Annotated in this window: 28 protein-coding genes; 24 read left to right on the top strand and 4 right to left on the bottom strand. The window is 49.3% G+C overall.

All coding sequences use genetic code 11. The annotated features are described in order from the left end of the window. Positions 1 to 8: 8 nt before the first annotated feature. Together secF and QMA35_RS06180 are read left to right on the top strand one after the other, a co-directional pair. Positions 9 to 992 (top strand): protein translocase subunit SecF, encoded by a 984-nt coding sequence (secF, locus tag QMA35_RS06185; RefSeq protein WP_348650932.1) that lies wholly within the window; start codon positions 9 to 11, stop codon positions 990 to 992. 137 nt (positions 993 to 1,129) lie between these two features. After that, on the top strand, positions 1,130 to 1,438 hold the full coding sequence (locus tag QMA35_RS06180; protein ID WP_281646265.1) for a hypothetical protein: 309 nt from the start codon (positions 1,130 to 1,132) through the stop codon (positions 1,436 to 1,438). A gap of 37 nt (positions 1,439 to 1,475) precedes the next feature. Here the strand turns inward: QMA35_RS06180 and QMA35_RS06175 are convergent, their stop codons facing one another. Beyond that, entirely contained in the window at positions 1,476 to 1,946 is a 471-nt protein-coding gene (locus QMA35_RS06175) for a bacteriohemerythrin (protein WP_281646264.1), read from the bottom strand. 158 nt (positions 1,947 to 2,104) lie between these two features. Then, on the bottom strand, positions 2,105 to 2,917 hold the full coding sequence (locus QMA35_RS06170) for an inositol monophosphatase family protein (RefSeq protein WP_281646263.1): 813 nt from the start codon (positions 2,915 to 2,917) through the stop codon (positions 2,105 to 2,107). A 258-nt stretch (positions 2,918 to 3,175) separates the two neighbouring features. On the opposite strand from QMA35_RS06170, the gene QMA35_RS06165 reads away from it, so the two are divergent. The 22 genes from QMA35_RS06165 to der all read left to right on the top strand — a co-directional run bounded on the left by QMA35_RS06165 (position 3,176) and on the right by der (position 22,748). After that, a complete protein-coding gene (locus QMA35_RS06165) occupies positions 3,176 to 3,934 on the top strand; it encodes an RNA methyltransferase (RefSeq protein WP_281646262.1) in 759 nt (252 codons plus the stop codon). 155 nt (positions 3,935 to 4,089) lie between these two features. After that, the gene (gene cysE, locus QMA35_RS06160) at positions 4,090 to 4,872 is read left to right on the top strand and encodes a serine O-acetyltransferase (protein ID WP_281646261.1); all 783 of its coding nucleotides are present in this window, start codon (positions 4,090 to 4,092) and stop codon (positions 4,870 to 4,872) included. 141 nt (positions 4,873 to 5,013) lie between these two features. Further along, positions 5,014 to 5,673, top strand: a complete 660-nt coding sequence (locus QMA35_RS06155) for a hypothetical protein (protein WP_281646260.1) — start codon at positions 5,014 to 5,016, stop codon at positions 5,671 to 5,673. A 338-nt stretch (positions 5,674 to 6,011) separates the two neighbouring features. Next, entirely contained in the window at positions 6,012 to 6,512 is a 501-nt protein-coding gene (gene iscR, locus QMA35_RS06150; RefSeq protein ID WP_281646259.1) for a Fe-S cluster assembly transcriptional regulator IscR, read from the top strand. 86 nt (positions 6,513 to 6,598) lie between these two features. Further along, the gene (locus QMA35_RS06145; protein WP_281646258.1) at positions 6,599 to 7,813 is read left to right on the top strand and encodes an IscS subfamily cysteine desulfurase; all 1,215 of its coding nucleotides are present in this window, start codon (positions 6,599 to 6,601) and stop codon (positions 7,811 to 7,813) included. A 100-nt stretch (positions 7,814 to 7,913) separates the two neighbouring features. Beyond that, positions 7,914 to 8,306, top strand: coding sequence for a Fe-S cluster assembly scaffold IscU (iscU, locus tag QMA35_RS06140; protein WP_281646257.1), 393 nt, complete (start codon positions 7,914 to 7,916; stop codon positions 8,304 to 8,306). Between the two features lie 92 nt (positions 8,307 to 8,398). Next, positions 8,399 to 8,722, top strand: coding sequence for an iron-sulfur cluster assembly protein IscA (gene iscA / locus QMA35_RS06135; protein ID WP_281646256.1), 324 nt, complete (start codon positions 8,399 to 8,401; stop codon positions 8,720 to 8,722). Continuing rightward, on the top strand, positions 8,715 to 9,293 hold the full coding sequence (gene hscB, locus QMA35_RS06130; RefSeq protein WP_281646255.1) for a Fe-S protein assembly co-chaperone HscB: 579 nt from the start codon (positions 8,715 to 8,717) through the stop codon (positions 9,291 to 9,293). The genes iscA and hscB overlap by 8 nt, the downstream gene beginning before the upstream one ends. 121 nt (positions 9,294 to 9,414) lie before the next feature. Further along, on the top strand, positions 9,415 to 11,304 hold the full coding sequence (gene hscA / locus QMA35_RS06125; RefSeq protein WP_281646254.1) for a Fe-S protein assembly chaperone HscA: 1,890 nt from the start codon (positions 9,415 to 9,417) through the stop codon (positions 11,302 to 11,304). A 2-nt stretch (positions 11,305 to 11,306) separates the two neighbouring features. Beyond that, positions 11,307 to 11,654 (top strand): ISC system 2Fe-2S type ferredoxin, encoded by a 348-nt coding sequence (fdx, locus tag QMA35_RS06120; protein WP_281646253.1) that lies wholly within the window; start codon positions 11,307 to 11,309, stop codon positions 11,652 to 11,654. Next, the gene (iscX, locus tag QMA35_RS06115) at positions 11,654 to 11,848 is read left to right on the top strand and encodes a Fe-S cluster assembly protein IscX (RefSeq protein ID WP_281646252.1); all 195 of its coding nucleotides are present in this window, start codon (positions 11,654 to 11,656) and stop codon (positions 11,846 to 11,848) included. The genes fdx and iscX overlap by 1 nt, the downstream gene beginning before the upstream one ends. A 182-nt stretch (positions 11,849 to 12,030) precedes the next feature. Continuing rightward, a complete protein-coding gene (locus QMA35_RS06110) occupies positions 12,031 to 12,231 on the top strand; it encodes a glycine radical domain-containing protein (RefSeq protein ID WP_348650933.1) in 201 nt (66 codons plus the stop codon). Between the two features lie 184 nt (positions 12,232 to 12,415). Beyond that, a complete protein-coding gene (locus QMA35_RS06105; RefSeq protein WP_281646251.1) occupies positions 12,416 to 13,717 on the top strand; it encodes an inosine/guanosine kinase in 1,302 nt (433 codons plus the stop codon). 134 nt (positions 13,718 to 13,851) lie between these two features. After that, positions 13,852 to 14,295, top strand: a complete 444-nt coding sequence (gene gpt, locus QMA35_RS06100) for a xanthine phosphoribosyltransferase (protein WP_281646250.1) — start codon at positions 13,852 to 13,854, stop codon at positions 14,293 to 14,295. A 156-nt stretch (positions 14,296 to 14,451) separates the two neighbouring features. After that, positions 14,452 to 14,883 (top strand): nucleoside-diphosphate kinase, encoded by a 432-nt coding sequence (gene ndk, locus QMA35_RS06095; RefSeq protein WP_281646249.1) that lies wholly within the window; start codon positions 14,452 to 14,454, stop codon positions 14,881 to 14,883. Positions 14,884 to 14,937: 54 nt separating this feature from the next. Then, positions 14,938 to 16,086 carry a 23S rRNA (adenine(2503)-C(2))-methyltransferase RlmN gene (rlmN, locus tag QMA35_RS06090; RefSeq protein WP_281646248.1) on the top strand — a complete coding sequence of 383 codons (1,149 nt, stop codon included), beginning with the start codon at positions 14,938 to 14,940 and terminating at the stop codon, positions 16,084 to 16,086. Positions 16,087 to 16,093: 7 nt separating this feature from the next. Continuing rightward, on the top strand, positions 16,094 to 16,876 hold the full coding sequence (pilW, locus tag QMA35_RS06085) for a type IV pilus biogenesis/stability protein PilW (protein WP_281646247.1): 783 nt from the start codon (positions 16,094 to 16,096) through the stop codon (positions 16,874 to 16,876). Beyond that, positions 16,869 to 17,873 carry a RodZ family helix-turn-helix domain-containing protein gene (locus QMA35_RS06080; protein ID WP_281646246.1) on the top strand — a complete coding sequence of 335 codons (1,005 nt, stop codon included), beginning with the start codon at positions 16,869 to 16,871 and terminating at the stop codon, positions 17,871 to 17,873. Before pilW ends, QMA35_RS06080 begins: the two co-directional genes overlap by 8 nt. Before the next feature lie 48 nt (positions 17,874 to 17,921). Beyond that, on the top strand, positions 17,922 to 19,196 hold the full coding sequence (gene hisS / locus QMA35_RS06075) for a histidine--tRNA ligase (protein WP_281646245.1): 1,275 nt from the start codon (positions 17,922 to 17,924) through the stop codon (positions 19,194 to 19,196). Positions 19,197 to 19,262: 66 nt separating this feature from the next. Then, positions 19,263 to 19,949, top strand: coding sequence for a tetratricopeptide repeat protein (locus QMA35_RS06070; RefSeq protein ID WP_281646244.1), 687 nt, complete (start codon positions 19,263 to 19,265; stop codon positions 19,947 to 19,949). Between the two features lie 6 nt (positions 19,950 to 19,955). Beyond that, on the top strand, positions 19,956 to 21,122 hold the full coding sequence (gene bamB / locus QMA35_RS06065; RefSeq protein WP_281646243.1) for an outer membrane protein assembly factor BamB: 1,167 nt from the start codon (positions 19,956 to 19,958) through the stop codon (positions 21,120 to 21,122). Between the two features lie 135 nt (positions 21,123 to 21,257). After that, positions 21,258 to 22,748 (top strand): ribosome biogenesis GTPase Der, encoded by a 1,491-nt coding sequence (gene der / locus QMA35_RS06060; RefSeq protein ID WP_281646242.1) that lies wholly within the window; start codon positions 21,258 to 21,260, stop codon positions 22,746 to 22,748. Between the two features lie 18 nt (positions 22,749 to 22,766). Here the strand turns inward: der and QMA35_RS06055 are convergent, their stop codons facing one another. Next, positions 22,767 to 23,639, bottom strand: coding sequence for a hypothetical protein (locus QMA35_RS06055; protein WP_281646241.1), 873 nt, complete (start codon positions 23,637 to 23,639; stop codon positions 22,767 to 22,769). An 83-nt stretch (positions 23,640 to 23,722) separates the two neighbouring features. Then, complete coding sequence (gene xseA, locus QMA35_RS06050; RefSeq protein ID WP_281646240.1) at positions 23,723 to 25,096, bottom strand: exodeoxyribonuclease VII large subunit; 1,374 nt, start codon at positions 25,094 to 25,096, stop codon at positions 23,723 to 23,725. Positions 25,097 to 25,299 lie beyond the last annotated feature (203 nt).

The following is a 25,299-nucleotide window of genomic DNA, read 5'->3' as shown; positions in this document are numbered from 1 at the left end:
ATTGAGCTATGTCTAATGATGGTTCAAAACCAGAAGCGGCTTCCAGCGTGAATGCTTCTGGCAAGAAAATGTTTGGCCATACCCGGGTCATAGATTTCATGAGGCTCCGGACCATGGCAACAGTGTTGTCTGTGCTGTTGCTATTGGGTTCTGTGGGTACGCTGGCTGTTAATGGTATTAACTTTGGTCTCGACTTTACCGGCGGTACACTGGTTGAGCTGTCTTACGATAGCCCTGCCAATGTAGCAGGAGTGCGTAACCAGTTGGATGAGATGGGTTATGGTGAGGCTATTGCTCAGGAGTATGGTTCAGCCAACGATGTGCTGATTCGTATACCTGGCGGCGAAACTGACGTGACCCTTGGGGATCGTGTAGCTCGCCAGCTGGGCGCAGCCTACGAAGGTGAAATCAAGGTTAAGCGGGTTGAGTTTGTTGGGCCGCAGGTAGGTGAACAGCTCCGTGATCAGGGTGGCCTGGGAATGATGCTGGCATTGGCTCTGGTTATGCTCTACATCGCTTTCCGGTTCCAGTATAAGTTCTCTCTGGGGGCGGTTGTTGCCCTGGCACACGACAGCTTGATTGTTCTGGGTGTGTTCTCACTGTTTAACCTGCAGTTTGACCTTACTGTGCTGGCAGCCATTCTGGCGGTTGTGGGTTACTCCCTGAACGACACCATCATTGTTTATGACCGTGTGCGGGAAAACTTCCGTAAGGTTCGCCGTGGTACGCCTGCTGAGATTATCAATATCTCCCTGAGTCAGACCCTTGGTCGTACTTTGGCAACATCGGGTACAACGATCATGGTGCTGTTGTCTCTGTTCTTCCTTGGCGGAGACATGATTCATGGTTTTGCAACAGCGTTGCTGGTGGGTGTGGGTGTGGGTACTTACTCATCTATCTACATCGCTTCTAATATGCTGCTGTACATGAATGTAAATCGCGAAGACTTGATTGTTCCGGTTCGTGAAGACGAAGTTGACGATATGCCTTAAGAGCTAATTGTAAACTTAATAAAAAGCCCGGACTTATTGTGAGTTCGGGCTTTTTTGTTGGAACTACTTTTAGGCTCTTGGAAAGTTAATTGAGAGTGGGGCATATTGTGAGAGTGCGTATAGCGAAGCAGTCAGATTTGCCCAAGCTAGTTGAGACTCTTGTTCAAACTTTTGCCTCGGAACCATTGTTTCGCTGGATGTACCCGGACGATAGTGATTACTTCCGTATTGTTCCTGGCCTGTTTCGAGCCACTGTTAAACCAGCTTTGGGGCAGGGAACTGTTTATGTCTCAGCTGGTTGTCGGGTTGTATCTGTCTGGGTGCCGGATTTCGACCCGTCAGTTGAGGTTGGCTTGATGTCGGATGAGAAGCTGCAATGGCATAGGGAATATATTCCATCGGTGATGTTGCGTGAGCCTGATTGCCGGGCAGGGCTGAGCGGGTAATTCTCACTTCTGTTCAGGTTAAGGTGGGGTGAGAAATTTACTGGCGATGAAGTAGGCGATCTATTAAGGAGCGTTTAGTGTGGTGAGTCCTTATGCCTTTCTTGATCATATGGGGTGCGTAAGCCATATCGTCTTCAAGAATATGGTGGGTTAACCAGTTTTTAAGAAAGTGCAGTAGTTCAACGCTGATGGGCGTGCCGTTGACAACTTTTTCCTGAAATTCATTCAGTTGATCTGCCAGTAGCTTGTGCTGGTATTTGTGTTTTTCGTATTCGGGATAGCCCGTGATGCTCATCAGACTTTCTTCAACAGTAAAATGTATGCGGGTATAGGTGGCAAGTTCACAAAGCGTGTTTGTTGCTTCCTTGTTGCCATGATGTTCCCGAATGGCTACATAAAGATTGTTCAGCAGGTCGACAAGGGTTTTGTGCTGCTCATCTATCTCCTGAATGCCAACGCTGAATTCGTCGGTCCAGGTGATCAGTTCTCTGTTGTTGTTTGAAAGCACTTAAGTGGCCGTATGACTGTTTTGCAGCTTTCTTATCGCATATCTGCTGGTGTTGGGAGAGTGTGGCAAGTACGTAATCGTAAAGGAGTATAGTGTGCGTAAGGAGGGGCGGCGCCCGGGGTTGCCGGGCGCAACATTATTTACTTTATTTACTTTATTTACTTCATGTCTTCAGTCAGGAAAGGCTGAATCTTAGTCAGAACCTCCTTGAAAACTCGTGGTGCGCCACAAACAATCTGACCTTTTTCCAGATGCTTGTTACCACCGCGGAAGTCGGCAACCAGACCACCGGCTTCTGTAACCAATAGGCTGCCAGCAGCCATATCCCATTCCTTCAGGCCGAACTCCCAGAAGCCATCGTAACGTCCGGCAGCAACATAGGCCAGGTCCAGGGCGGCTGCGCCAGGGCGGCGAATACCGGCAGTTTCACCAACCAGGCTGCGGAACATGCTCATATAGTTATTCATGTGGGCCAGTTGACCTTCACGGAACGGGAATCCGGTACCAAGCAGGGCGCCTTGCAGACCCGTGCGGCTGGTTACGCGGAGGCGTCGGCCATTCAGGGCTGCGCCATGACCGCGACTGGCCGTAAATTCTTCGAGGCGCATGGGGTCGAATACAACGGCGTGTTCAATGCGGCCACGATACTGGCAGGCAATGGATACTGCAAACTGAGGCAGGCCGTGAATGAAGTTAGTGGTGCCGTCCAGTGGATCAATGATCCACAGATAGTCTTCGCCTTCACCGGAGCCAGGCTGGTGGCCAGACTCTTCTCCGAGGAAACCGTGATCTGGATAGGCCTTTTTCAAGGTGGAGATAATGGCGCGTTCAGCGGCTTTGTCGATTTCTGTAACGTAATCATTGGCTTCTTTCTTCTGAACCTTGATGACGTCCAGCTGCTCGTAGCCCTGAACAATAATCTCGCCAGCCGTACGCGCAGCGCGCAGGGCAATAGTAACCATCGGTTGCATATCGGGATGTGTATTCTGTGAGGTAAAAGAACATTATTAACCGGCGGATTATATCAGCTGTTTGTGGTTTGCGCAGTGTGTTCGGTGTGAAATAGGTGTATTGACGGTTTTATACAGGGCTGGGGTAGGTGATGGTGCTTGGCTGGTTATGGGTTGGCAATGGATTTTGGCAGAATTTTCACTCACGCATTCTGATAGAATGCGTACATCTTTTTACTTGATGGGCCTTTCTTTCGAAAGGGTGACTGGTTGTTATTGATGTCTTCTGAACAAAATCCCTGCAAAAATATTCGGGTCGTGCTTGTTAATACCACTCATCCCGGCAATATTGGGTCGGCGGCCAGAGCCATGAAAACCATGGGGCAGTCCTCTCTGTATCTTGTTGATCCGGTTGATTTTCCTTCTGGTGAGGCAAGGGCTTTGTCATCCGGTGCTACTGACCTTCTCGAAAATGCCGTTGTCACCAGTACTCTTGAAGAGGCTATTGCCGATTGTGAACTGGTTGTTGGTGCCAGTGCCAGGGTAAGAGGGATTTCTCTTTCTCTGACTGATCCGCGGGATACGGCTCAAGATGTTGTGGCAGAGGCGAAAGACGGTGCAAAAGTGGCGCTGGTTTTTGGTCGTGAAGATCGTGGTTTGACTAATGAAGAGTTGCGTTTGTGTCACCGTCAGGTGCATATTCCATCTGTTGCGGAATTCAGTTCCCTGAATCTCGCCGCGTCTGTTCAGGTTTTGAGTTATGAGTTGCGAATGGCTGTTCTGGCTCAGGAAGGCTCCAGTAAGGTGCCTGAGGTAAGAGAGCATGCGCCAGCATCCTCTGAGCAGATGGAGGGGTATTACAAGCACCTGAGAGAAACTCTGGAAGATGTTGGTTTCTTTAAGAGTTGTAATCCAGAAAAAATCATGACGAAGCTGCGTCGCCTCTATGCCCGCAGCCGTCCAGATCGGGTTGAGTACAATATTCTTCGGGGTATTCTCTCCGAGACGCAGGTGGCCCTTCGTAGTCTGCGTAAATAGTTGTTGGTGCGCAAAGAACTGTGCAAAAGTGGGTCTTGCGCAACTTATCTACTTTAAATAAAACGTTACTCTACTTTAAATAAAACGTTACTTTGGAAATAGAGTCTGGCGCCATTCGGTAAGATGGTGTCGTACAACAATAGGAATGTGTAGTCATGTTTGAAAGAATTCGTGAAGATGTTCGCAGTGTGTTGGATAGGGATCCCGCAGCGCGTAACACTTTTGAAGTTCTGACCAACTATCCGGGGCTGCATGCACTGTTATTACATCGTTTTGCCCACCCTCTCTGGTGTAGAGACTGGAAGTGGCTGGCGAGGGTGATATCGACATTCTCTCGCTGGTTTACTGGGATTGAGATTCATCCGGGAGCAACCATTGGGCGACGCTTTTTTATCGACCACGGTATGGGAGTGGTTATCGGGGAGACTTCCGAGATTGGTGATGATGTCACTCTTTATCAAGGGGTGACTCTCGGTGGTACCAGTCTTGATGGTGGTAAGCGTCACCCAACTTTGGGAAATGGTGTCGTTGTTGGTGCTGGAGCTAAAGTGCTGGGGCCGTTCACTGTGGGTGAGGGGGCTAAAATCGGCTCTAACGCGGTAGCGGTAAAAGAGGTGCCGCCGGGTGCAACGGTTGTTGGTGTTCCTGGTCGCATTGTCAGACGCCAGTCTCCAGTAGGGGAAGAGCATCAGGCCATGGCGGAAAAGATTGGCTTCGATGCTTACGCAATCACTAAAGAAATGCCTGACCCGACTGTGCATGCTATCAACGCCATGCTTGAGCATATTCAGGTTGTAGATTCTCGTTTCGAGGCGCTTTGCTGTGCGCTGAAAGACAAGGGGATAGATTGCGGCGATATATCCTTGCCAGAGTTGAATGCAGAAGATTTTGCTGTGATGGCGGAAGAAGATACTCCCGATAATGTTAAGGCTTCTTAGCAATCAGTTATGCCCTTTAACTTTTGAGAAGCCGCCTTGTGCGGCTTTTCTGTTTCAGTCGAACTTTCCTCTGTGTTTGGAGACTAAGTAAGGGAAGTTGTGTGATGAACTTAAACTGATTCAGGTGACAAGGAGTTTGCTATGAGTATGGGAGTTGGGGTATACGGTGTTAATGGTGGCAAAGATGTTCCAGGGGCGGATGCTGCCTCTAACTCTAGAGGGGGATCGCAGTTTTCAGGGTTTGGGGGATATCTCGTAAGGGGTTGTTTTGCTTCAGTGCAATCTTTTGTTCATTACCAAACAAGAAACTTCTTTCGTTCTTTTGAGGAGCTCTTTAATGCAGTTGGCCATCTGTCATTGCGTCAGCGTGAAGTTGATCCCTTGCATGTTGAGTTTCTTCAGTTCAAACGTGGAACTGTTAAAAGCGCACCAGAGCTGGTTGGTGCGGTAAAGCCTCATGTTAATGCGCTTGTGTTGATACTTTGGGGATGCAGTAGCCAGGTTGAAGGGGTGGAGCGGGGTAAAAAGGTGAAAGAGCTCCTGTTACTAATGAAAAATCTAGAAAACCGTCCTGATGCTTATTTTGCTTTGTTGAAAGAGGTGGTCTCAGAGGCGGTAAATCGTGCAGGAACGGAGGGTGAATTTCTGCGTGAGAGTTTGAGGATGTTGCATAGTGTTTGTTCGCAATTGACCTCCGGAGAAGGGCAGTATGATAGGAATGCAGTTTCCTCGAATGTAAGCTCATCTCTTGATTTCATAGTGGCGAATGCAGATAAGTTTAGAAACCCACAAGACGTTTAAGTGAGGAGGGTAAGGGATTTTCTTCTCTTCGGTTTCGACCTTCTGTCTCCGGTTTCGACTTTCTGATTGTGGTGCTTGATCTTTGCCGGCAAGCGCTGCAATCAAATCACAACCCCCTAGTAACCTTCGGTTATTTCTCCCTTGTTTGTTATACTCCCCGGCACTAAATACATGTCAGGCATAGCTGTTCTATTAGTTGACTAAAATGGTCGGTTATTAGATAATTCAGCTCATGCGCCCAAATACCACCTTTCATAAGAAAAAAGGTGTTTTGAACCGGTGGTTTGAGGCTTCTTTCTTTTTGTGCTGAGTAAGCGCTTCCGGGTAGGTTAAGCGGTATGCGTCTGACTACAAAAGGCCGTTATGCGGTCACTGCCATGCTTGATCTGGTGCTGCATTCCAATAGCGGCCCTGTGGCGTTGGCCGACATTTCTGAGCGTCAGGGGATTTCCCTGTCCTACCTTGAGCAGCTGTTTGCCAAGCTGCGTCGTAGAAATCTTGTAACCAGTGTTCGTGGCCCCGGTGGCGGCTACCGCCTCGGCGATGCCGGTGAGAACGTTGGTATCGCAGAAGTGATTGATGCAGTGGATGAATCCGTTGATGCGACTCGCTGTCATGGAACTGAAGGCTGCCAACAGGGTGATGTGTGCCTGACCCATCATCTCTGGTGTGATCTCAGTCAACAGATACATGGATTCTTGAGTGGTATCACTCTTGCTGATCTGGTGAAGCGGAAGGAAGTCCGCTCCGTTGCCGAACGACAAGATCGGGAGCAGGAAGAATCCCGATTGCTGGAAACTGAGGAAAAAGGGCGTCGCATAGTTGTTGAGTCGCTCTGACCTGTTGTCCCCGTGTTTAAAATAAGGTTGCCACAAATCAAGGCGCTTTAAACGACGGGCTGAAAATACTTGGGAGAAAACAGAACATGAAACTGCCGATTTATCTCGATTACGCCGCGACAGCGCCGGTTGATGCACGAGTGGCAGAAAAAATGGTGCAGTGTCTGACTACTGAAGGTAACTTCGGAAATCCTGCATCTCGCTCCCATGTATTCGGCTGGAAAGCAGAAGAAGCGGCTGAGAATGCCCGTCTGCAAGTGGCTGAGCTGATTAATGCCGATTCCCGTGAGATTGTCTGGACTTCTGGCGCTACAGAGTCTGACAATCTGGCTATCAAGGGTGTTGCCCACTTCTATAAAAAGAATGGTAAGCACATCATTACTTCCAAGCTGGAACACAAGGCTGTTCTCGACACTTGTCGTCAGCTGGAGCGTGAAGGTTACGAGGTGACTTACCTTGAGCCAGGTTCTGATGGCATCATTACGCCAGAGCTGGTTGAAAGCGCGATGCGTGAAGACACAATCCTTGTGTCCCTGATGCATGTAAACAATGAAATTGGCACAGTGACAGACATCGCAGCTATTGGTGAGCTGACCCGTTCCCGCAAGATTATTTTCCACGTTGACGCTGCCCAAAGTCTGGCACGCCTGCCAATCGACATGCAGGAAATGAAGGTGGATCTGATGTCCTTCTCCGGGCATAAAATCTATGGTCCTAAAGGTATTGGTGCTCTGTTTGTACGCCGTAAGCCACGTATTCGTCTGGAAGCCCAGATGCACGGTGGCGGTCATGAACGCGGCATGCGCTCCGGTACTCTGGCAACTCACCAGATTGTTGGTATGGGTGAAGCCTGCGCAATTATTAAAAATGAGCTTCAGGCCAACACAGATCATGCAGAAAGCTTGAAGCAACGTTTCATGTCTCATTTTGCTGATATGGAAGAAGTCCACGTAAATGGTTCCGCTACTCAGCGCGTACCTGGTGTTCTTAATGTCAGCTTTGCCTTTGTAGAAGGCGAATCTCTGATTATGTCTCTGAGGGATATTGCTGTTTCCTCAGGTTCTGCCTGCACATCTGCCAGCCTTGAGCCTTCTTATGTTCTGCGGGCTCTTGGCTTGAATGATGAGCTGGCTCACAGCTCCCTGCGTTTCAGCTTTGGTCGCTTCACCACAGAAGAAGAAGTTGACCATGCCGCTGATCAGGTGAAAGCAGCGGTAGAAAAGCTGCGTGAACTCTCTCCGCTTTGGGATATGTACAAAGACGGAGTTGATCTCAATAAGGTTGAATGGGTTGCCCACTGATCTGTTGAGTCAGGCAAATATGTACACGTTCTCTGAAAGCAGAGACGCCGCTGAATAGAGAATGCCTGTTGTTGAGTGCAGCGGGCAGGAGGAATGAGTCATGGCTTACAGTGAAAAAGTAATCGACCACTACGAGAATCCTCGTAACGTTGGCAAGATGGACGACGAAGACCCATCTGTTGGCACCGGTATGGTGGGGGCGCCCGCCTGTGGTGATGTTATGCGCCTGCAGATCAAGGTTGATGGTGAAGGCGTTATTGAAGACGCCAAGTTTAAAACCTATGGTTGCGGCTCTGCGATTGCCTCCAGCTCTCTGGCTACAGAGTGGATGAAAGGACGCACTCTTGATGAGGCGGCTGAAATCCGTAATACCGAAATCGCGCAGGAGCTGGCTCTGCCTCCGGTAAAAATCCACTGCTCAGTATTGGCAGAGGATGCTATCAAGGCGGCTATCGAAGACTATCGCACCAAGCAAAACGATAGTGCAGCCTGAGTGAAATTACTCAAGGCAGTTAACGTTTAATATTTACGGCAGGTATTTATTGAAATGATAATGCCTGCCGAGACATGTCATCAGGATTATTCATGGCAGTAACAATGACTGAAGCCGCTGCAGGCCACATTCGTCGGCAGCTAAATGGACGGGGCAAGGGCTTGGGTATTCGTCTCGGTGTAAAAACCAGCGGTTGCTCCGGTATGGCGTATGTTCTGGAATTTGTGGATGAGGCGAACCCTGAAGACCAGGAGTTTGAGTTCCACGGCGAAAAAGTCTTTGTTGATCCCAAAAGTCTTGTTTACCTCGATGGCACTGAACTGGACTTCGTGAAAGAAGGCTTGAATGAAGGCTTCCAGTTCAACAATCCAAACATTTCCAGTGAATGTGGCTGCGGCGAAAGTTTTAATGTCTGATCACGCCTCTTTGCAGGGTCTTCTCGAAGGGGTTGATCTGCGAGCCAGTTATTTTGAGTTGTTTGGCATTGAGGCTGGCTACGATGTTGATTTAAATGCCATTCAAGGGCGCTACCTTGACCTTCAGCGTGTAGTGCATCCAGATCGCTTTGCTGGAATGGGCGAGCGGGGGCAACGTATGGCTGTACAATGCGCGGCCTTCGTGAATGAAGCCTATGATACCCTGCGCTCTCCACTGAAGCGCGCACTCTATTTGCTTGAATATTCCGGCCACCCTGTAGATATCGAAACCAATACGGTGATGGATGCTGGCTTCTTAATGGAGCAGATGTCTCTGAGAGAAGATCTGGGCGATGTGCGTGAAAGCAGTGATTCGGAAGCTGCTGTAGCTGAAGTTGTGGAGCGTGCGGAAGCTCTGATGAGCAACATGCAGCAGGGTTTTGTTTCTGCGTGGCAGGAGCAAACCGAAGGTGGTTATAAAAAGGCTGCCGATTTTGCCCGCAAAATGCATTTTGTTGAAAAGTTGATCTCTGAAGCTGAACAGCTGGAAGAAGAGCTTCTCGACGATTGACTTTCATTTTCAGGATAAGTCAGCCCTTAATATCAGCATCAAGCAGCCATGAGCCGACAGCGCGAACAACAGGCTGATAGAATGCGGATGATGCAGATTAACCGGCTGTTTAGGACAAATCATGTTACTGCAGATATCCGAGCCTGGGCAAAGCCCTGACCCTCATCAGCGAAAGCTGGCTGTTGGTATTGATCTTGGAACAACCAACTCTTTAGTTGCTACTGTACGCAGTGGTAGTGCAGAAACTCTCCCCGATGCTGGCGGAGAGCATATCCTTCCTTCTGTTGTTCATTATGGTGCCGAATGCACTATGACCGGTGTTGAGGCGCGCCGCCTTGCTGCGGAAGATCCTCTCAATACTATTATTTCCGTAAAACGCTTTATGGGGCGTGGTGTCGATGATATTCGTGCACTGGGCGATGTGCTGCCTTATCGTTTTACCCGTGCAGATCAGGGGATGCCGTTTATTGAAACGGTTCAGGGAGAAAAGAGCCCTGTTCAGGTTTCAGCAGAAATCCTGAAGTCCCTGCGTCGCCGCGCAGAGGAATCCCTGGGGGGGGATCTTCTCGGTGCTGTGATCACAGTGCCTGCCTACTTTGATGATGCCCAACGTCAGGCGACAAAAGATGCTGCCCGCCTTGCAGGGCTTGAGGTTCTTCGTCTTCTGAATGAGCCAACTGCGGCAGCTGTCGCCTATGGTCTGGATCAGCAGGGTGAAGGGATTATCGCTGTTTATGATCTGGGTGGTGGTACTTTCGATATTTCCATACTTCGTCTGCACCGTGGTGTTTTTGAAGTGCTGGCCACTGGTGGTGATACTGCTCTGGGTGGCGATGATTTTGATCAGGTGGTCGCGGGCTGGATTCTGGAGCAGGCAGGAATGGAAATGTCTGCCCTGACACCGGAGCAGCAACGAAAGCTTCTTGATTCTGCCTGCGCTGCCAAAGAATCTCTGACTGATGCAGACTCAACTGAAGTGAGCTTCGAAGGCTGGGTTGGAACAATTGGCCGTGAAACCTTTGATGCTTTGGTTGATCCACTGATTGACCGCACACTTAAGAGTGTTAAGAAATCCCTGCGCGATGCCAAACTGAAAGCGGCAGATGTTCAGGAGGTGGTCATGGTAGGTGGTTCCACCCGTGTGCCAAGAGTGCGTGAACGTGTAGCGGAACTGATTGGTAAACAACCAATGACGGGTATCGACCCTGATCGTGTCGTTGCTGTTGGCGCTGCTTTACAGGCGGATGTGTTGGCAGGAAATAAGCCTGCCGATGATCTCCTGCTTCTGGATGTTATTCCGCTGTCTCTTGGTTTGGAAACCATGGGTGGGCTGATGGAAAAGGTTATCCACCGGAACACAACTATTCCTGTTGCCAGAGCTCAGGAGTTCACTACCTTCAAAGATGGCCAGACAGCTATGGCTATCCATGTTCTCCAAGGTGAGCGAGAAGTTATTGATGTGAACCGCTCATTGGCTCGCTTTGTTCTTAATGGTATTCCTCCAATGCCTGCTGGCATGGCCCGGATTCGGGTAACATTTCAGGTGGATGCGGACGGTTTGCTGAGTGTCAGTGCTACCGAACAGTCTACCGGTGTTGCTGCCAGTATAGAGATCAAGCCTTCTTATGGTCTTTCTGAAGGTCAGATTACCGATATGTTGCAGTCTTCTTATACCCATGCTCAGGAAGACCGCGAAGCCCGTAAGCTTCTGGAAGCACGGGTTGAAGCCGAACGTATTTTTGAAGCTCTTGAGAGTGCGTTGCGTAAGGATGGTGATATTCTTCTCAGCAAAGAAGAGCAGGTGCATCTTGCTGGAGAGGCTCGCCGCCTTGCAGAAGCAACCAAGAGTACAGATTCGGCATTTGTTGTGAAGGTGACCGAAGAGGTGGCCAAAGCATCAGAAGTATTTGCTGCACGCCGTATGAATGAAGGTATCCGGGCGGCCTTGTCCGGACAGGCGGTGGAATATTTTGAGCCTGATAATAGTCAGAATGACAGGCCTGAGGAGTAAACATGTCTGAGAAAACCCGGGTTGTCTTTCTACCCAATGAAGAGTTGTGCCCAGAGGGGGCGGTGGTTGAAGTAGAGCCCGGCACCACTGTTTTGGACGCAGCTCTGTCTGAAGGGATAGAGATTGAGCATGCCTGCGAGAAATCCTGTGCCTGCACAACTTGTCATGTCATTGTCCGCGAAGGGTTTGACTCGTTAGGAGAGTCTGACGAACTGGAAGATGACATGCTGGATAAGGCCTGGGGTCTTGAGCCCGAGTCCCGTCTCGGGTGTCAGGCGGTAGTGGGCAACGAAGAACTGGTTGTAGAGGTTCCTCGTTATACCATTAACCAGGTGTCGGAGAAGCACTGATGAGATGGTCTGATATTCAGGATATCGCTATAGAATTGGCTGACGGAAAGCAGGATGTTGATCCCCGTTACGTAAACTTTGTTGATTTGCGTAAATGGGTAATAGATTTGGAAGGCTTTGATGATGATCCAGATCGCTGTGGTGAGAAGGTTCTGGAAGCTATTCAGGCTGCCTGGATTGAAGAAGTGGATTGATTTTCCTGGCCTTGCGTTTCAAGTCTCAAATAACCCCTTGCAGTAATCTGTGAGGGGTTTTCTCTCTAGGGTGTATTCACCGACTCGGTGGCACTCAGAGCCACCGGGGGCAACCCTCAAGGCTAGATGATTCGATCGTCTTATGATGCCAGCGGTGGTGTTTATGGTTCCCTCGTGTTTTTCTGGATTTAAGGGTTCGTCCACTGAATCGTGGGCAGTCCATCAGTCATGTAGATAACGAAACTCTGATACAGGCACAAAAACACCCCGAGGATTGTCGTGGGTTGATCGTGCGGGTTGCGGGTTACAGTGCTCTCTTTGTTGGGTTGTGCAAAGAAGTACAGGGCGAAATCATCAATCGCACAGCGCTGGGAGAAGAATAGTAGCGTGTGATGTTTGTATGAGGGAGTGTGTCTTATGCCAAATCTACGGTTTTACGCATAAATATGGCCTATTTTCGTGATCGGGCGTACAATGCGCGCCCTTTTATAACGCTGTTCAGCAATCCTGTTCGCTGGTCAGCTTATGCCAGTTCCCCATGTAGTAGCCCTGTGCGGCAGGTGGTTCATGAAGTTTCCCGGCCAGCGGAAAATTAAACATTATTTTCCTGTAAATGCAGATAACCGTTTTGATCGCGAAAGTGTCACCTTCGGTCACGTAAATACCTATGTCACAGGTATCGATCAGAATATTGTGGATGTTACTGCCCGGATAGATGAGAGCGTGTTGCATGACTTCGGTCTGAAGAAAGGTGCTTCACAGTTATTGTCCGATGATGCAGCTGCCCAAAGACTTTATGCCTACCTGCTTGAAAACGAGCTTATAGAAGAGGAATTTGCTGGCGGTACTATCGGCAACACCCTGCACAATTATTCTGTTTTGGCAGACGACAGCTCCGTTCAATTTGGAGTGATGAGTGAAAATATCGTTATTGGTACATCCGCTTATCGCTATCTGTGCAATACCAGCAGTAAAGTTGATCTGACTTATTTGCAGCCTGTTCCTGGGGCCATTGGTCGTGCCTTTGCCCTGATTACTCCAGATGGTGAACGCACGTTTGGTATCAGCTCCGGTGCAATGAACCAATTAAGCGCGGACTTTATTCCAGAAGATAAAGTGGCCAGCAGTTCTGCTTTGTTGCTGTGCGCTTACACTCTGGCTAATCCAGATCTGCCTATTTATGGAGCCACCATAAAGGCTGCTCAGGTTGCTAAAGCTAATGACGTTCCTGTCATTCTGACTCTTGGTTCTCATTTACTGGTGGAAGCGCGTAAGAAAGAGCTTAGAGAATTTATCGCTGAGTACGTGAATGTTGCCGCTATGAACGAAGAAGAGGCGGCTGCTCTGACCGGTCACAGTGATCTATTGTTGGCCAACGAAGAATTGTTGAATATGACCGATATGATTCTTTTGACCGCTGGGCCAGAAGGTTTGTATCTGAGTGGTTATGCGGATAAAGACGTTCTTCGTCAAACCAGTAACCCAATTCGCTCTGGGTCGATCAGCGACTTTAATCGCTTTGAATTCAGTCGTCCGATGGCGCGTAAGGCCTGCCAGAACCCGGTCAAGGTTTATGCGCAGATTGACCCTTATATGGGTGGGCCAAAGCGTATCAGTAACACCAATGGCGCAGGTGATGGTGCGCTGGCTGCCGTTGTTCACGATCTGGCGGCGAATGCGTTTCATGCCAAGGTGTTGCCGACTTCTGGAAAACATATCCGCTCTTATCTTACGTATTCGTCCTTTGCCCAAGTTTGTAAGTATGCCAACCGTGTGAGTTACCAGGTTCTTGCCCAAAGTTCTCCGCGTTTATCTCGTGGTTTGCCAGAGCGTGAGGATAGCCTTGAAGAGGCGTATTGGAGTCGTTAACTGTATTGTTGACGGAAAATCCGCATAGAGTTGAAAGAACTCAGTTTCTAGAATGTCGCAAATTTTTTATTACCCTGCCGTTTCGCTCCGGCAGGGTTTTTGTCATCCAGACCATCAAATATCAGGAAACCGCCATGGCTGAAGGCGCATACCATCAGGAATTACATATTTCCTGGGAAGAGTTTCACCGCGATACCCGTGAGTTGGGTGCAAAATTAAAGGATCGGGAGTGGAAAGGCATGCTGGCCATTACCCGTGGTGGTCTTGGCCCTGCGACTGTTTTGTCTCGGGAGTTGGATATTTCCCATGTCGATACAGTCTGTATTGCCAGCTACGACGGTCAAGACCAGGGCGAACTTCAACTGCTTAAGAGTATATCTCTTGAAGATGGTGGTGATGGCTGGTTAGTTGTGGATGATCTGGTTGATACTGGAAAAACCATTCGCTTAGTACGAGAGATGCTGCCACAGGCTCACGTGACTACTATTTATGCCAAACCTGCTGGTTTGGATATGGTTGACACATGGCTGAAGAAAGTGGATCAGGATTGCTGGGTATTTTTCCCCTGGGAAGAGTAAGTGGCGATCGGCTCTAGGTAGGTGTTTGTCCTGATGTTTGCTCGCTAATAGGAGGGGCTTCGGTTAGAATCGCCCCGAATAAAAAGTCAGCAAGATCTGGGTTCTGAAATCAGTATTCGGAGCTAGCTGTAACAAGCAAATGTCAGGAGAAAGCAAATGGCCGTAGAGCGTACATTATCCATTATTAAGCCGGATGCTGTTGCCAAAAATGTTGTTGGCAAAATTTACAGCCGTTTTGAGAAAGCCGGTCTTAAAATTATTGCGGGTAAGATGCAGCACCTCTCTCAGGAGAAGGCTGAAGGTTTTTACGCAGAGCATAAAGAGCGCCCTTTCTTTGGTGATCTGGTGTCATTTATGACCTCCGGTCCGGTGGTTGTATCTGTACTGGAAGGCGAAAATGCTGTTGCTCTTCATCGTGAATTGATGGGCGCAACCAACCCTAAAGAAGCAGCAGAAGGCACTATTCGTGCCGATTTTGCTGAAACTATTGATGAAAATGCTGTTCACGGGTCTGATGCCCCTGAATCTGCAGCCCGGGAAGTGGCTTACTTCTTCGAGGACAGCGAAATCTGTCCACGTACCCGCTAACTCTTTGTAAAAGCAAGATAGCGAGTGCGGTTTGATACCGAGGTGATGAGATCGATGAGTGTTGAGAAAGTTAATCTACTGGGGCTGACAAAGGATAAGCTTGCCGCTTTCTTTAAGGAAATTGGTGAGAAGCCTTTTCGTGCCCAGCAGGTTATGAAGTGGATCCATCACTTCGGTGTCGAAGATTTTGACGCTATGACCAATGTCAGTAAGGCCTTGCGTGCCAAGCTGAAAGAGGTGGCCGAAGTTCGTGGCCCGGAAGTTGTTTCCTACAAGATTTCCGAAGATGGTACCCGCAAGTGGGTAGTGCGTGTTGCCAGCGGCAGTAGCGTGGAAACTGTTTATATTCCGGATGGCAAGCGCGGAACTCTGTGTGTGTCTTCTCAGGCCGGCTGTGCTCTGGATTGCAGTTTTTGCTCTACCGGAAAACAGGGCTTTAATTCTGATCTGACCGTCGCTGAAATTATTGGTCAGGTATGGATGGCGGTGAAATCCTTTGGATTTCCGTCTTCCAGTGAAGAGCGTTCCGTAACCAATGTTGTGATGATGGGCATGGGTGAACCTCTGCTCAACTTTGAGAACGTAATGGATTCTATGGAACTGATGATGGACGATTTTGGTTATGGTCTGTCCAAACGCCGGGTAACCTTAAGTACCTCTGGCGTAGTTCCAAACCTGCGTAAAATGATTGGTCGTACCGATGTATCGTTAGCCGTTTCCCTGCATGCGCCTAACGACGAGCTGCGTAATGAGTTGGTGCCGATCAACAAAAAATACAATCTGAAAGAGCTACTGACTGCCATTGATGAATATATGGCCAGTCTTCCGGATACCTCACGGGTTGTTACCATTGAATACACGTTGATGGCTGGTGTGAATGACCAGCCTGAGCATGCCAGACAGACGATCAGCCTGCTGAAAGATGTACCCTGTAAGATTAACCTGATACCCTTCAATCCATTCCCTCATTCGGGATATGAGCGTCCCAGCAATAATGCGATTCGACGTTTCCAGGTTGCGTTGATGGATGCCGGCTTTAACACTACAGTTCGTAAGACACGTGGTGATGATATTGATGCAGCTTGTGGACAACTGGTTGGATCGGTCATGGATAAAACCCGTCGCAGCGCCCGTTACGAGGCTATGCGACAGGAAGCCGCCCAGCAACCGGAAGTTGTGAGAGTCATAGATAGAGCTTCCTGAAAATAGCATGGATAGACCCATACATTACTTGTTGAAGGTCCTCATTTTTGGCGTAGTGCTGTCTGTATCCGGGTGCGTGAGCACTTTGCCGGATGAGAAAGCTACACGCGATCCTGCAGTGTATGAGCAGAAGAACCTGGGGATTGCCTTTGGTTTTCTCCAGCAGGGCTATCCTGCGCGTGCTATTGGGCGACTTGAGGAAATTCTGAAGGTTAACAGTAATTCCGCACGGGCTTATGGCATGTTAGGTGTCGTTTATCAGTCCCAGGGGGAATATGATCTGGCCGTCAAGAATTTCTCCCGTTCTCTCAGTATTGATTCCTCAGCCTCGGATGTGCGGAATAATTATGGGGTACTGCTCTATGAAACAGGCAAGTACACTCAGGCACGCACCCAGTTTGAGAAGGTTACAGAGGACGTTTATTACCAGCAGCGAAGCCGGGCTTTTGAAAATCTTGGTTTTGTTGCACTGAAAATGAGTGATTCGGAGCAGGCAAAAAAACAGTTTGAACGAGCTTTGCGCCTTGATCGGAATCTTCCAAAAGCCAGTCTTGAAATGACTGACCTTCTCATTGAAAGCGGCAACTATGTAGAAGCAGAGCGTTTTTTTGAAAACTATCAACGGTTGAGTGATAGTCGACCTGAAGCGCGTGGTTTATGGCTGGGAATTAAGCTGGCTCGGGTTTTCAAAAAATATGATCAGTTGGATGAATACGCAGACCAGCTGACTCGTTTTTACCCGGGGTCACAGGAATATCGCAATTATCGGGCTTCATTGCGGAATGACTGAAGAAAATTTTGCACAATCAGAAGGCTCTGAAGATAACTTTCAGAGAGCAGGGCAAGCACTGGCTGAGGCCAGAAAAAACAAAGGGCTGAGTCTGGAAGATGTATCAGCTCGTTTGAAAATTTCCCTTCCTTACCTCCGGGCACTGGAATGCTGTGATTATGACCAGCTGCCAGGAACGGCATTTATTCGAGGTTATCTGCGCAGTTACGCGCGTCTGGTAGAGTTGGACGAAACTCATATCCTGGGTCTTTATGGCGAAACTGTGCAGGCTGATGAACAGGTTGCTCGGCTACTTCAGGAAAAGCCTCTCGACAATCATGGTTTCCCCGGAGGCAAGTGGCTGGCTATTGTTTCACTGCTTCTGCTAATCGCTTTTATGGCAGGCAGTGTGTTTTGGTGGAATAATCAAGCGAAACCTGATGTACCGGAGCCGGTCAGCAGTCTGTCAGTTCCTGTGCAGGAACTGACAGAAGCAGAGGAGCCTGTTGAAACTGTTATTCAGGCCGCGCCGGAAATCAGTGTTCAGGAAACAGATATTCAGGAGTTGGCTCCTCAGATTGTTGAAGAACCAGAGATTCCCGCAGTTGTGGATGTTGAGCCTGTTGTTATTGAACCTGCTGTTATTGAGCCTGCTGTTATTGAGCCTGTTGTTATTGAAGAACCAGCGGTAGACACTCCCGACATTCAGCTTTCAGCGCCTGTAGCCACGATTGAACAAAGTCAGCCCACAGAAGAGCCTCTGGCTTCTTCTGGAAAAAATGAACTGTTGGTTCGCTTCAGTAATGAATGTTGGGTTGAGGTTCGGGGTGCTGATGGCCATATTCTTTTTTCTGGCCTGAAACCCGCTAACAGTGAACTAACATTGACCGGTGATGGCCCCCTGAATATCAAATTTGGCAATGTCGACTCCGTAGCCGAGGTTGTCTTTAATGGGAAGCCTGTAACACAGGATATACCGGCTTCCAGCCGAGGCATTGGTCGGCTGACGCTTGGCTAAAGCATCCGGCCTCTAACTATTTTTTGAGTAACAAGTAAGGACAGTACGTTGGCGAAACAGCTGCAAGCCATTCGCGGCATGAATGACATTCTCCCTGAGCAAACCCCCACTTGGGGCTGGCTGGAAGAGCATGTTCGCCATACTCTGGCTCAATACGGCTACCGTGAAATGCGGGTGCCGATTGTTGAATTTACCAGCCTTTTTGCCCGTGGTATTGGTGAAAACACCGATGTTGTGGAAAAGGAAATGTATACCTTTGAGGATCGTGGCGGCGACAGCCTGACCCTGCGCCCTGAAGCGACTGCCTGCTGTGTACGCGCAGGTATTCAGAATAGTCTGTTTCATAACCAGCAGCAGCGGATCTGGACCTCCGGCCCCATGTTCCGCTACGAGCGTCCACAGAAAGGCCGCTACCGCCAGTTTCACCAAGTGAGTGTGGAAACTTTCGGTATGGATGGCCCGGATATTGATGCTGAACTGATTCTGTTGACCTGGTCTCTGTGGCAAAAGTTGGGTCTGGATAAGCATGTCACTCTGGAGCTGAATACTCTGGGTGATCTAGAATCCCGCAAGAAGTATCGTGAAGCCCTGATTGCTTACCTTGAGCAGCACAAGGACAGTCTGGACGAAGACAGCAAGCGCCGTATGTACGCCAATCCGCTGCGGGTTCTGGATAGCAAAGACAGAGGTACCCAGTCTGTTCTCGGTGATGCTCCCAAGCTGCATGATTACATAGATGATGAGTCCCGTGAACATTTTGTAAAATTGTGCGCCATCCTTGATGATGCCGGGGTAAAGTATATTGTTAACCAGCGTCTGGTTCGGGGGCTGGATTACTACAACCGAACCGTGTTTGAATGGATCACTTCCGCCCTGGGTTCCCAGGGAACTGTCTGTGGTGGCGGTCGCTACGACGGCCTGGTTGAACAGTTAGGCGGAAAGCCGGTCAAAGCCTGTGGTTTTGCCATGGGAGTAGAGCGCCTGATCCTGCTTCTGGAAACCTGTAACCTGGTTCCGGAAGGTGTGAACAAAACAGTTGATGCTGCGCTGGTTACATTCGGTGAGGTGGGTACTTATGGCATGGTGTTGGCGGAGCGGCTGCGTGAAGCCTGCCCAAATTTGCGTCTTCAAGTGAGTTGTGGCGGTGGCAGTGTGAAAAGCCAGATGAAGCGCGCCGACAAATCCGGTGCAGCTATCGCTCTGGTGGTTGGTGAAGACGAAAAACAAAATGGTACAGTGACAGTAAAATTCCTGCGGGAAGACAAACCTCAGCTGACCTGTACTTTTGACGAACTGGTCGCCCGCGAGGAGCTGGCGGGTTAAGAAGTCCGGAGATGGTTCTGCGGATTTCAGTAGCGGATACTGATAGAAAGAATTCGGGAGTTTAGAGTGGATAGTTTGCGTACCGAAGAGGAACAGGTCGCGGCCCTCAAGCAGTTCTGGAAGGATTATGGTTCAGCCATCCTTTTGGGTATTCTGTTGTCTCTGGGGGCAGTGTACGGCTGGAAAGCCTGGAAGAGTAATCAGCTGGAACAGGCCCAGCTGTCTTCAGGTATTTATCAGGAAATACTGGATCTGTCTCTGCGTCAGGCCGGCCAGCCGCTGAGCGAAGATCAGCAGGCTTCTTTTGATAACCTGATGGAAACTCTTCAGACTGATTACAACGATACTGTGTATATGCAACTGTCTGCTCTGCTCAAGGCTGGTAAAGCTGTTCAGTCTGACGATTTGAACACGGCTCGCAATCAACTGGAGTGGGTGCTGTTACAAAATCCTGGCCCTGAAATTGAGATTATTGCCCGTATGCGTCTGGCTCGGGTTCTGCTGTCTCAATCTGGCGGCGATATTAAAGCCAACGCAGAAGAAGCTCTCGTACTGTTAAACCAGATTGACCAAGCAGGTTCTTTCAAAGCATCCTATGAGGATGTTAGAGGTGATGTGCTACTGGCGCTAGGGCGCCGCGATGAAGCTCGTGAGGCTTATCAGCGGGCAATTGATGTAGCTACTGAATTTGGCGAACAACGTCCACTGGTCTCAATCAAGCTGGATGATCTGACCAAAGCTAAGGGAATATAATTAGTCATGCTGAATCCTGTCGCCCGGAACAAGAAAACTTTCGTATCAGCTGTTATCGGAATGGCTCTGCTGGGGCTTGCCGGTTGTAGCAGTGACGGTGAAGAGGCTATAGAGCCTAATCCGCTTCCTGACTTTAATCAGGAGGTGAAGGTTCATAAAGTCTGGGATAAAGGCGTTGGTAGTGGTCAGAAAGATTCCTGGCTGCACCTGACCCCTGTGGTTTCCGGTGACAGGATTTTTGCTGCCAGTGCGTCCGGCCGGGTGACAGCCCTGAGCAGCGCTACAGGTAAAGAGAAGTGGGAAGTAGACCTTGAGACCCGCATTACCGGCGGTGTTGGCGCAGGTGAGGGTCTCGTCCTGGTTGGTACTCGAGATGGGCAGGTTATTGCTCTGAGCGAGCGCGATGGCAAGCAGCTTTGGAAAGCCCCTGTAACCAGCGAAGTTCTTGCCGCTCCTCAGGTGGAGCGTGGAGTTGTGATTGTTCAGGCTATAGATGCCAAGCTGATTGGTCTCGATGCGAAAGATGGCGAAAAACTCTGGCAGCAGGAAGTTCTGCAACCTGTTCTGACTTTACGTGGTACTTCAACTCCTCGCATCAGTGACGGTGTTGTATACGCAGGTTTCTCCAATGGCGAAGCCAGAGCTTACCGGCTTGATACCGGTATCCAGTTGTGGGATGCCAAGGTATCCGTACCTCGCGGTTCTTCTGAGCTGGAGAGAATGGTTGATGTTGATGCCGAGCCGCTGATCAGCAGTGACCGTCTCTACATGGTCAGCTATCAGGGTAATGTTGTTGGGTTGGATCGCGACAGTGGTCGTGTACTCTGGGCCCGTGAATCTTCCAGCTATGAGAGCATGACCGAAGGATTCGGTAACCTTTACCTGAGCGATGCAGGTAGCGTGGTTTCCGCTGTTGATCAGCGTACAGGCTCTATCGTCTGGAGTCAGAAAGACTTTGCTCATCGTAGCCTTTCTGGTCCGGCAGCATTTGGCAGTTATGTTGTAGCTGGTGATTTTGAAGGTTACTTGCACGTAATCTCTCAGGTGGATGGTCGTATTGTTGGCCGTACAAAGGTTGATTCTTCCGGTATTCGTTCCCGCCCTGTGGTTGTTGATGACATGATTTATGTCTACACCAATGGCGGCGATCTGACGGCTTTGACTATCAAATAAGTCGCCAGCAAACAGCTTTTACGCAGGTTCGCCTGCGAAGTTTAAGTCAAGGACGGCTGCCGTAAGGTGGCCGTTTCCTGTTTTCTGCCTGCAGGTCTGGTTTGTCCTGCGGCCTGATTTTTGGATAGATATAGAATGCTTCCCGTCATTGCCCTGGTAGGGCGACCCAACGTTGGCAAGTCAACGCTTTTTAATCAGCTGACCCGCAGTCGGGATGCGCTGGTAGCCGATTACTCTGGTTTGACCCGTGACCGTAAGTACGGCGAAGGTCGTTTGGGTGAGCGTGAATATATTGTTATTGATACTGGCGGTATCAGTGGTGATGAAGAGGGTATTGATTCCCATATGGCGGAACAGTCTCTGGCGGCCATAGAAGAAGCTGATATGGTTCTGTTCCTGGTGGATGCACGTTCCGGGATGACAGCGGCTGATGAGATGATTGCTGATCACCTGCGTCGCAGCCAGAAAAAGGCCTGGTTAGTTCTGAACAAAACTGATGGCATTGATGCCGATAGCGCTGCGGCTGAGTTTTACAGTATGGGTATGGGGCAGCCGCTTCCTATTGCCGCTGCTCACAGTAAAGGTGTTCGCCAGCTTGTTGACCTGATTATGGAAGAATTTCCTGAGGTCGAGGAAGAATATGATCAGGAGCCTGAAGAAGCTGGAATTAAAATGGCCATTGTTGGGCGCCCCAACGTTGGTAAATCTACACTCGTTAATCGAATGCTGGGTGAAGACCGGGTCGTTGTTTTTGATCAGGCCGGTACAACCCGGGATAGCATTTACATTCCCTACGAGCGCTTGGAAAAACGTTACACTCTCATTGATACAGCGGGCGTTCGTCGCCGTGGCAAGGTTCATGAAACAGTAGAAAAGTTCTCTGTTATCAAAACCCTGCAGGCCATGGAAGATTCCAATGTTGTGATTCTGGTGCTGGATGCCCGTGAAGGTATTGTTGAGCAGGATCTGCATCTGTTGGGCTTTGTCCTCGACAGTGGCCGTTCTCTAGTTATTGCTGTGAATAAATGGGATGGTATGACCAGTGATGAGCGTGAAGATGTGAAGCGGGAGTTGGAGCGTCGTCTTGGATTTGTGAACTTTGCCAATATCCACTTTATTTCTGCCATGCATGGTACCAATGTTGGTCATCTGTATGAATCTGTGGAGGAAGCTTACGAGTCGGCCATGGGGCGTTGGTCATCTAACCAGTTGACCCGAATCCTGGAAGATGCTGTTGCCAGTCACCAGCCGCCAATGGTTCGTGGGCACCGTATTAAACTGCGTTACTGTCATATGGGTGGTAACAACCCACCAGTTCTCGTTGTGCATGGTAACCAGGTGGATTCTGTTCCTGCTTCTTATGCCCGTTATCTGGAAAATACTTTCCGTACTGTGCTGAAGCTGATGGGGACGCCCCTGAAGATTGAATTCAAAGGAAGCGATAACCCTTATGCAGATCGCCAGAAGCCTGTAAAAGCGCAAAATGCCAAGCGTCGTCAGCTGGATAATCGTGAAAAGAAAATGCAGCGTCGCGGTGATGAAATGAAGGCGAAAAACCCAAAGAAAAAAATCAAGCAGGCCGGACCGAATAAAAACAAGCTGAAGAATAAAGCTCGTACTATTTGATAACGCTTCATAAATTTCTTAAGGCTTGTTGGAGTTTTTCTCCAGCAAGCTTTTTACCTCCTCAAACTCAAATTTCTTTTTGAGTTTGAGCTCTTCTATAGCAGCCACTTTTTTTCGGTTGTTTCTTTGTAGTCGATCCCGTGCCAAGGTTAGCGTTTGCCTTAAATCATCAATGGCAAACTTGTTCTGGAAACGTTTCATCAAACCCCAACTGATCATAACTGTAACCGCTGCTGCCTGAAGAAGATGTTTTCCCATGTCCAAATGATCAACTGCAGTCAGGTAGTATTTGTGGGCAGGTGCAATTCGATTCAGCATTGCTGTGGTGCTTGAGAAAAATGGGGTTACTTCCTGTCTGCGCCACAAAAGTGTTTTTACTCTTAAAAAAAGAACACCGTATAAAGTCGCGACCCCGGTAGCTATTGCTGCTATATGAGTTGCAGAATCATAAACTGGCAGAGAGGGAAGGGATGCTCCGTTACCACTGAACCAAGCGGCGATACCCATGGCTAGTGCTGGTGCATGGCCATGTTCGAACGTATAGCTGAGATAGTGTTTCAGAATGTCCTTTACATCATTTTTATTGTTGAGAGGGCGGCCATACAGGTAGCTTGGGCTGTAATAGGCGATCATGCCCGAGTGAACAAGTTCCAGAGCAATGTCCAGAAGAGCCACTGCTCCAAAAGTGAGAAGTTTGTCGTTAAAGGAGTTTTCTTTTTCTAGTTTTTGTATGTGGAAACTGAGTTTTTCGTAATCCCGCTGGAGGGGGGTTATTGGGGCGATATCCCCATAAGGTTCTTCCTGAGCAAATCCACAGGAAATGTAGAGGGTTGGAGTGGCGAACAGGAAAAGTAGAGTAAGAAGCCAGATTTGATGTTTTACATAACCCACTGATGCCCGGCTCCCAAAGGCTTGTATTGTTGGAAAGCGACAAGCCTAGTGGAATTGAACAGAAGTGCCAGTGAGTGAATGAGTCATTCTATAATGACCTTATCCACAGTACATTCAAGGTGACCTCTGGAGAGACGGGCCTTTAATTTGTCCCCAGGAGAGATCTGGGAAGCATCAGAGGCAACTTTCTCATCCGCAGTCTGAACAATTGCATAACCACGTGACAAGGTTGAAAGAGGGCTGTAGGCATCCAGCTCAGCAATGGATGAAGCCAGCTTTTGCTTGTGTTTGTTCAAGTTGGCAGTAATTGCCTGTGTTAAGCGCTGATCAAGCTGTTTCTGAAGAGTGCTAAATCTGGCCACAGTGTTCAGTGGTGTGTGTTGGTAAAGCTTTTCTCTGTTGTTATCAAGGCGTGCAGTTACCTTGTGAAGGTGAAGCTCCATAGCTTTGCGCAAGCGGATATCAAGATCATCAAGTCGCTGGCTTTGCTCTCGCAGGCGCTCTCCGGGATGCCGGAGGCGGTTGCACAGGTGTGAAAGTTGTTGCTGGTTGTTCTGCAGGCGATGGTTGATCAAGCGGGTCAACATCTGCTGATAACCCAGCAAGGTATTGTGCAGCTCTACCTGATCCGGGCTCAGTAGTTCTGCAGCAGCAGAAGGCGTTGGTGCTCTGTGGTCAGCGGTAAAGTCGGCAATGGTAAAGTCTACTTCGTGGCCCACAGCGCTGACTACCGGGATTGAACATTGGGCAATAGCCCGGGCAACGGTTTCTTCGTTGAAAGGCCATAAGTCTTCCATTGAGCCACCACCTCGCCCGGCAATTATTGCGTCTACCCCTGGAATTTTCTCGGCGAGAGACAGGGCGTGGACAATCTGCGGAGCAGCCTCATTACCTTGAACGGCTGTTGGGATAACGGTCACTTTCAAAGCCGGGAAACGCCGTTGAAAAACGGTTAAGACATCCCGGATTGCTGCGCCTGTCGGGGAGGTTACAACAGCCACATGTTTTGGCATGGCGGGCAAAGGCTTTTTGTTTTCAGCATTAAAAAGCCCTTCCTGTGCCAGCCGGTTTTTCAGCTCTTCAAAGGCTCTCTGGAGCGCCCCTGCACCAGCTTCCTCCATATGTTCGGCAATCAGCTGATAATCGCCCCGGCCTTCATAGAGGCTGACTTTTGCACGAATCAGAACCTGCTGGCCTTCTGCCGGCTGGAAACGAACTCCCAGATTGGCACCACGAAACATAGCGCAGCGCACCTGTGCCCCGGCGTCTTTGAGGGTGAAGTACCAGTGGCCGGAGCGGGGGCGGGCAACATTGGAGAGTTCACCTTCAACCCAAATAGAAGGAAAGGACACCTCAAGCAACCGTTTGGCTTGGCGGTTCAGATCACTGACCGAGAGGATTTTTCTCTCGCCGGGTGTTTGAGGGGAATAAGCTAAAGGATCGAAGTGGTTGTGCATGAGGCACCTGAATAGATTCGGTTCTTGCTCATCCAGGCTGTTGCCTGAGCACCCGAGGTAAAGCAATTAAAGGCTTTTGCACAGGCAAACTGCGTTATTATCCCTGAAAAAAACAGAAAATATAAGAATTGTCGAGTGGTTTCAGGGGTTTTATAATTGAACGAATTTACCTCGCTTAACTGCTCTTTTGGTGTTTCCCAGCG

The sequence above is a fragment of the Parendozoicomonas sp. Alg238-R29 genome, assembly GCF_947331445.1.
GTDB lineage: Bacteria > Pseudomonadota > Gammaproteobacteria > Pseudomonadales > Endozoicomonadaceae > Sansalvadorimonas.
Note: the sequence above shows the minus strand (reverse complement) of the source record. Positions and strands in the feature narration are given on the sequence as shown.